General features: G+C 73.4%; 5 protein-coding genes and 1 pseudogene. 5 read left to right on the top strand and 1 reads right to left on the bottom strand.

What is annotated here, in order from left to right; genetic code table 11:
- The 4 genes from BGM09_RS20395 to sucD all read left to right on the top strand — a co-directional run.
- A partial coding sequence (locus BGM09_RS20395) for a DUF5682 family protein (protein WP_223187334.1) occupies window positions 1-2,513 on the top strand: 2,513 nt, incomplete at its 5' end.
- Window positions 2,506-3,654, top strand: coding sequence for a VWA domain-containing protein (locus BGM09_RS20390; RefSeq protein ID WP_188283094.1), 1,149 nt, complete (start codon window positions 2,506-2,508; stop codon window positions 3,652-3,654). The genes BGM09_RS20395 and BGM09_RS20390, both read left to right, overlap by 8 nt.
- Window positions 3,655-3,955: 301 nt before the next feature.
- On the top strand, window positions 3,956-5,128 hold the full coding sequence (sucC, locus tag BGM09_RS20385; RefSeq protein WP_188283093.1) for an ADP-forming succinate--CoA ligase subunit beta: 1,173 nt from the start codon (window positions 3,956-3,958) through the stop codon (window positions 5,126-5,128).
- Window positions 5,129-5,149: 21 nt separating this feature from the next.
- Complete coding sequence (gene sucD / locus BGM09_RS20380) at window positions 5,150-6,034, top strand: succinate--CoA ligase subunit alpha (protein ID WP_188283092.1); 885 nt, start codon at window positions 5,150-5,152, stop codon at window positions 6,032-6,034.
- Window positions 6,035-6,192: 158 nt separating this feature from the next.
- On the opposite strand, the gene BGM09_RS20375 is transcribed toward sucD, so the two are convergent.
- Entirely contained in the window at window positions 6,193-7,347 is a 1,155-nt protein-coding gene (locus BGM09_RS20375) for an RNA polymerase subunit sigma-24 (protein ID WP_188283091.1), read from the bottom strand.
- 158 nt (window positions 7,348-7,505) lie between these two features.
- Between BGM09_RS20375 and BGM09_RS20370 the strand changes: the two are divergent.
- Window positions 7,506-7,778 (top strand): annotated as a pseudogene (locus BGM09_RS20370) (hypothetical protein); the annotation flags it as partial.

Here is a 7,778-nt window from a genome sequence, read left to right as displayed (position 1 = left end):
CCGCGCTCGACGCGTACCGGCCGCAGGCCGTGCTCATCGAGGGGCCGCCGGAGGCCGACGCGCTGCTCGCGCTGGCCGCCGACCCCGCGATGCGCCCGCCCGTCGCGCTGCTCGCGCACGTGGTGGACGACCCGGCGCGGGCCGGTTTCTGGCCCTTCGCCGAATTCTCGCCCGAGTGGGTGGCGATCCGGTGGGCGGCGCAGGCGGGCGCCGACGTCCGCTTCATCGACCTCCCGGCCGCGCACACCCTCGCGCTGCGCGCCGCCGCCGAGGAAGAAGAGGAGGCCGCGGAGAGTCCCGTGAGAGAACCCGTAGGTGAGGGAGGAGAAGAGGGGGAATCCCCGGAGCCCTCCGAGGACGGGGCGGCGGCTGCCGCGCGGATCGACCCGCTGGCCGTCCTGGCCAGGACCGCCGGTTACGACGACCCGGAGCGCTGGTGGGAGGACGCGGTCGAGCACCGCGGCGACACGGCGGACGGCCACGGCGGCGACCCGCTCGTCCCCTTCGCGGCGCTCGCCGAGGCCATGGCGGCGATCCGCGAGACCTACGGCGACGGCGGCCACGCCCAGGACCCGCTGCGCGAGGCCCACATGCGGCTGCGGGTCCGCGAGGCGCGCAAGGCGTACGAGCGGACGGCGGTGGTCTGCGGCGCCTGGCACGTCCCCGCCCTCACCGAGCGGACGACGGCCACCGCCGACCGGCAGCTCCTCAAGGGCCTGCCCAAGGCGAAGGTCGAGACGACATGGGTGCCGTGGACCCACCGGCGGCTGGCCAGGGCCAGCGGATACGGCGCGGGCATCGACTCGCCGGGCTGGTACCGGCACCTGTTCACCGCGCGGGACCGCCCGGTGACCCGCTGGATGACGAAGGTGGCGGGGCTGCTCAGAGAGGAGGACCTGCCGGTCTCCTCGGCCCACGTCATCGAGGCGGTACGGCTGGCCGACACGCTCGCCGCGATGCGGGGCCGCCCGCTGGCCGGTCTCGGCGAGACCACCGACGCGGTCCGCGCGGTGATGTGCGACGGCTCCGACGTGCCGCTCGCGCTGATCCAGGACCGGCTGGTCGTCGGCGACGTGCTCGGCGAAGTCCCGCCGGACGCGCCCGCGGTGCCGCTCGCCCGTGACCTCGCCCGCGAGCAGCGCAGGCTCCGGCTCAAGCCCGAGGCGCTGGAGAAGGAGCTGGAGCTGGACCTGCGCAAGGAGACGGACGCGGGCCGCAGCCGCCTGCTGCACCGGCTGGCGATGCTCGGCATCGGCTGGGGCGAACCGGCCGTCGCCCGGCACGGCAAGGGCACCTTCCGTGAGACGTGGCGGCTGCGCTGGGAGCCGGAGTTGGCGGTACGGATCGCCGAGGCCGGGATCTGGGGCACCACCGTGGGGTCGGCCGCCACGGCCAAGGCCGAGGACGCCGCCGTGCACAGCGACGCGCTGGCCGCCGTCACCTCGGTCGCCGAACAGTGCCTGCTCGCCGGGCTGTCCGACGCGCTCCCCGTCGTGATGCGCGTCCTCGCCGACCGCGCCGCGCTCGACGCCGACGTCTCCCACCTCGCCGCCGCGCTGCCCGCGCTGGTCCGTGCCGTCCGTTACGGCGACGTCCGCGGCACCGACTCCGCCGCACTCGGCGAGGTCGCGGAGGGCCTGGCCTCCCGTATCTGCGTCGGCTTCCCCCCGGCCTGCGTCGGCCTCGACGCCGACGGCGCCGCGGCGCTGCGCGCGCACATGGACGAGGTCCACCGCGCGATCGGCCTCCTCCCGTCCCCCACCCCCCGACCCGCGGTCGGCTCGCCGGACGCGGACACGAGCCCGTCCGGCCCCGGCCCCGCCGTCGCCCCGCGACCCGCGGTCGGCTCAGGACCGGCGGCCGTGCCAGGCACCAGCGCGGGGACCGGCGCGGCAACCGGGCCGGCCTTCGGGGCCGGAGTCAACCCGCGTGGGCGGGACGCCGCTTCCGGGGGGGATCTTCGGGAGCGGTGGGCGGGGACGCTGCGGGGGTTGGCCGAGCGGGACGGGGCGATACCCGGGCTGCTCAGGGGCGCGGCGACGCGGCTGCTCATGGACGACGGGCGGATCGAGGCGGAGGACGCGGCGCGGCTGATGGGGCTGGCGCTGTCGCCGGGGACGGGCCCCGCGGAGGGGGCCGCGTGGATCGAGGGGTTCCTGTCCGGCGGCGGGATGCTGCTGGTGCACGACGAGCGGCTGCTGGCGCTGGTCGACGGCTGGCTGGCGGCCGTACCGGCGACGGCGTTCAACGACGTGCTGCCGCTGCTGCGGCGGACCTTCGCGGACTTCGAGGCCGGAGTACGGCGCAGCGTGGGGGAGTTGGTGCGGCGCGGCCCTTCGGCGGCGCGCCGCCCGGCCACCGCGGCGGACCCGGGCCTGCCCGGCTTCGGCACCGGCCTCGACGCGGCCCGCGCCGACGCCGTCCTGCACACCGTCCGGCTGCTGCTGGGCACGACCACGACGACCGATCTCGCCGCCAGGCTGACCAACGAGGGGGACCAGGCAGATGACTGACACCGATGAGCGGCTGCGCCGCTGGCGGCTTGTGCTCGGCGGCGGGGGCGCCGACGGCACCGGGTGCGAACTGACCGGCAGGGACGCGGCGATGGACCGTACTCTCGGCGCGCTGTACGGCAGCACGGGCAGCGCCTCAGGGCGCGGGGCGGACCGTTCCGCGGGCCTCGGCGGCTCCGCGCCGCAAGTGGCCCGCTGGCTCGGCGACATCCGTACGTACTTCCCCAGCTCCGTCGTCCAGGTGATGCAGCGGGACGCGATCGACCGGCTCGGGCTGTCGGCGCTGCTGCTCGAACCGGAGATGCTGGAGGCGGTGGAGGCCGACGTGCACCTGGTCGGCACGCTGCTGTCGCTGAACAAGGCGATGCCCGACACCACCAAGGAGACGGCGCGGATGGTGGTCCGCAAGGTCGTGGACGACCTGGAGAAGCGGCTCGCCACCCGGACCCGCGCCACCCTCACCGGCGCGCTCGACCGCTCCGCGCGGGTCAACCGCCCCCGGCACCGCGACATCGACTGGAACCGCACGATCCGCGCCAACCTCAAGAACTACCTGCCCGAGCACGGCACGGTCGTGCCCGAGCGGCTGATCGGTTACGGCCGCGCCGACCAGGCGGTGAAGAAGGACGTCGTCCTGTGCATCGACCAGTCGGGTTCGATGGCCGCCTCCGTCGTCTACGCGTCCGTCTTCGGCGCCGTCCTGGCCTCAATGCGGTCGATCGCCACCAAACTCGTCGTCTTCGACACCGCCGTGGTCGACCTCACCGACGAGCTGGACGACCCGGTGGACGTGCTGTTCGGCACCCAGCTCGGCGGCGGCACCGACATCAACCGGGCGCTCGCGTACTGCCAGAGCCTGATCACCCGTCCGGCCGAGACCGTCGTCGTCCTGATCAGCGACCTCTACGAGGGCGGTATCCGCGACGAGATGCTGAAGCGGGTGGCGGCGATGAAGGCGGCCGGTGTCCAGTTCGTGGCGCTGCTCGCGCTGTCCGACGAGGGCGCCCCCGCCTACGACCACGACCACGCCGCCGCGCTCGCCGCCCTCGGCGCCCCCGCGTTCGCCTGCACCCCCGACCTCTTTCCCGATGTGATGGCGGCGGCGATCGAGAAACGGCCGATTCCGATACCGGAGGCGTGAACGGCGATCGGGAACGGACCCGGACGGTGATCTGTGACCGTTCTCACCGCCCACATGTGATCTGCGATTTAGCCCGTCACCGCCCTCGGCGATAACCTGCGAGACGGACATGCCGCGTACTCGGTCACCGTGTGCGCTTCCCTTGTGACAGTGCAGTCGCCCTGCCCGTAGCGGCACGCCCAGGCAGATCAGGCAGAAACGCACGCAGCGCCGCACACATCAGGCGGCAGCAGCTTGCGAAATGCTGAATTCCAGGGAAACCAGGAACCCTGGAAACCAGGGAAAAGGGAGACGGACGCGCGTGGACCTGTTCGAGTACCAGGCGAGGGACCTCTTCGCCAAGCACGGTGTACCGGTGCTGGCCGGTGAAGTCATCGACACGCCTGAGGCGGCGCGCGCGGTGGCGGAGCGACTGGGCGGCCGTGCGGTCGTCAAGGCTCAGGTCAAGGTGGGCGGTCGCGGCAAGGCCGGTGGCGTGAAGCTGGCCGCCGACCCGGCCGACGCGGTGGCCAAGGCCGACGCGATCCTGGGCATGGACATCAAGGGCCACACGGTCCACAAGGTGATGCTCGCCGAGACCGCGGACATCAAGGAGGAGTACTACGTCTCCTTCCTGCTGGACCGCACCAACCGCACCTTCCTCGCCATGGCCTCCGTCGAGGGCGGTGTCGAGATCGAGGTCGTCGCCGAGGAGAACCCGGACGCGCTGGCCAAGGTCCCGGTCGACGCTCTGGAGGGTGTGACCCCGCAGAAGGCCGCCGAGATCGTCGCCGCCGCGAAGTTCCCGGCCGACATCGCCGACCAGGTCGCCTCCGTCCTCCAGCAGCTCTGGACCGTCTTCGTCAAGGAAGACGCCCTGCTGGTCGAGGTCAACCCGCTGGTCAAGACCGGCGAGGGCAAGATCGTCGCGCTCGACGGCAAGGTCTCGCTCGACGAGAACGCCGCGTTCCGGCAGCCGGAGCACGAGGCGCTGGAGGACAAGGCCGCCGCCAACCCGCTGGAGGCGAAGGCCAAGGCCAAGGGCCTCAACTACGTGAAGCTGGAAGGCGAGGTCGGCATCATCGGCAACGGCGCGGGGCTCGTCATGAGCACCCTCGACGTCGTCGCCTACGCCGGCGAGGCGCACGGCGGAGTGAAGCCCGCCAACTTCCTGGACATCGGCGGCGGCGCGTCCGCCGAGGTGATGGCCAACGGCCTGGAGATCATCCTCGGCGACCCGGACGTCAAGTCCGTCTTCGTCAACGTCTTCGGCGGCATCACCGCCTGCGACGAGGTCGCCAACGGCATCGTGCAGGCCCTGGAGCTGCTCAAGTCCAAGGGTGAGAACGTCACGAAGCCGCTGGTCGTACGCCTGGACGGCAACAACGCGGAGCTGGGTCGCAAGATCCTGTCCGACGCGAACCACCCGCTGGTACAGCGCGTGGACACCATGGACGGAGCGGCCGACAAGGCCGCCGAGCTGGCTGCGAAGTAAGGGACGAGGACACCGACAACCATGGCTATCTTCCTGACCAAGGACAGCAAGGTCATCGTCCAGGGCATGACCGGCGCCACCGGCATGAAGCACACCGCGCTCATGCTCGCCGACGGCACGAACATCGTCGGCGGCGTCAACCCGCGCAAGGCGGGCACCTCCGTCACCTTCGACCAGGGCGAGGTGCCGGTTTTTGGCTCCGTCAAGGAGGCCATCGAGGCCACCGGCGCGGACGTGACGGTCATCTTCGTCCCGGAGAAGTTCACCAAGGACGCGGTGGTCGAGGCCATCGAGGCCGAGATCCCGCTCGCCGTGGTGATCACCGAGGGCGTCGCGGTGCACGACTCCGCCGCGTTCTGGGCGCTCGCCCAGGCCAAGGGTGACAAGACCCGGATCATCGGCCCGAACTGCCCCGGCCTGATCACCCCCGGCCAGTCCAACGCGGGCATCATCCCGGGCGACATCACCAAGCCCGGCCGCATCGGCCTGGTCTCCAAGTCCGGCACCCTGACGTACCAGATGCTGTACGAGCTGCGTGACATCGGCTTCTCGTCCGCCGTCGGCATCGGCGGTGACCCGATCATCGGCACCACGCACATCGACGCGCTCGCCGCGTTCGAGGCCGACCCCGACACCGACCTGATCGTCATGATCGGCGAGATCGGCGGCGACGCCGAGGAGCGGGCCGCGGCCTTCATCGAGAAGAACGTGACGAAGCCGGTCGTCGGCTACGTCGCCGGTTTCACCGCGCCCGAGGGCAAGACGATGGGCCACGCGGGCGCCATCGTCTCCGGCTCCTCCGGCACGGCGCAGGCCAAGAAAGAGGCCCTGGAGGCCGCGGGCGTCAAGGTCGGCAAGACGCCGTCCGAGACGGCGCGCCTCGCGCGGTCGATCCTGGCCGGCTGACCTGCGGTCGGCTCGGCAGGCAACACGGCGCGGGTCCGGTTCCCTTCCTCGGAAGGGGCCGGACCCGCGCCGTTTCCGCGCCGCGCGGACTGCCCTCAACCCAAACGGCGGTCCGCCGGGGCCCGGCCCGGCCGGGGACGGGTCTGCGGTCAGGTCTTTCAGGGCAGTGGCGGCTTGCCCCCCGTGTCCGGCTGGGGTCGCAGCGGCTGCCGCGCGGACGGGCGGCCGGGGGGCGGCGGGACGCGCGCGGGTACGTTGGTGCGCAGGTCCGGTGGGGCGTGGCCCGGGGCGCCGGGGGTGTCGGCGGGGTTCTGGCCCGCCTCGCGGGCGTGCCGGGGCGGGACCGGTTCGGTGTGGTCGGGCGCGACCGCCATGGTCACGACGGTGGCCGTCACGATCAGGGCGGTCAGGGCGAAGGCCGCGACCGTACGCCGCCGTACACCGCGCTCGCTCGCGTCCCGTACGGCGGCCGGTTTCCGGGGGCGCGCGGGCTCTGCGTCGTCCTGCTCGTCGGCGAGCAGCGCGCCGAGTTCCACGGACAGAGGCCGGCCGTCCTCGGAGAGTTCCGGCAGCGCCGTGGTCAGGGCGGCCCGCGCGTGGGTGATGCGTGCCGCGGTGACGGGCGTACTGGACTCGGTCTCGGCGGCGGTGCCGGGCAGATCGAGGCCGAGGCCGTCGTAGAGGAGCAGGGCGCGGCGGTGCTCGGGGGGCAGCCGCAACAGGGCCGCCCGCAAGGGGACGGGGACGGCCGGGGCGGCGGGTTCGTGGCGGTGGGCCGGGACCCAGCGCTGCCAGGGCGCGAGGGCGAACGCGTAGGCGCTCGCGCGCAGCCAGCCGACCGGATCGGCGTCCCGCGCCACCTCCGGCCACCGCTGCCACGCCTGGTCGAAGGCGCGGGCCACGGCGTCGTCGGCGAGCCGCGGATTGCCGGTCAGGACCAGGACCTGGCGTACGAGCGGGTCCGCGCAGTGCGCGTACAGCGCGTCGAAGGCGGCTTCGGGGCTCGGACCCGGCAGTACCGGCGGGGCCTGTGCCACGACGGGCACGGCGACGACCGCCAGGCGGCCCAGGCCGACCGGCTCACGGGTGGGCGCGGGGGAGCGCGCCGGAGCCTTGCGCGCGGGAGCCTTGCGCGCCGGAGCCTTGGGCGGAGGGCTCTTCGCTGCGGGGCTCCCGGTCGGAGCCGGGTCCGCGGCGGGTGCGGGCGCGCCGGACGACGCCGGTTTCTGCCGCTGTCGCGACGTCGGCTTCTGCTTGGCCGGTACGGGCTTGGGCGGTGACTGTGTCCCGCCCGTGCGCCTGCGGGCGCTCACCGCGGCGACCCCGAGCCGTCACGCCGTACCCGTACTCGTACGGATACCCGTACATGTGACAGTGTGAAAAAAGGGCACATAGCGCCCATCATGTGCGACACGACGACCTTTCGCCCGCTGCCGGGGCGAAACGGGTGTTGTTGGCACCATGGGTCGCCGTGACCCATACGACCGATCGCATCGCGGCACTGTCCGCCGAGGCCGCTGCCAGGCGGGTCGCGGCGGCACGCGCCACCGCGTTCGCCGGGGGAGCGGTCGCCGCCGGGCTCGGCCTCGGCGTCCTGGGCGCCGTCGTCCTCCTGCTCTGGATCGCCTCGCCCTTCCCCGACAGCGGCCTCGGCGGCGCCCTGCACGTCGGCGCCGCCCTGTGGCTGCTGGCCCAGGGCGCCGACCTCGTCCGTACGCAGACGCTCTCCGGCGCCGCCGCGCCC

The organism is Streptomyces sp. CBMA29, assembly GCF_014596445.1.
Lineage (GTDB): Bacteria > Actinomycetota > Actinomycetes > Streptomycetales > Streptomycetaceae > Actinacidiphila.
This window is presented reverse-complemented; position numbering and strand designations above follow the sequence as displayed.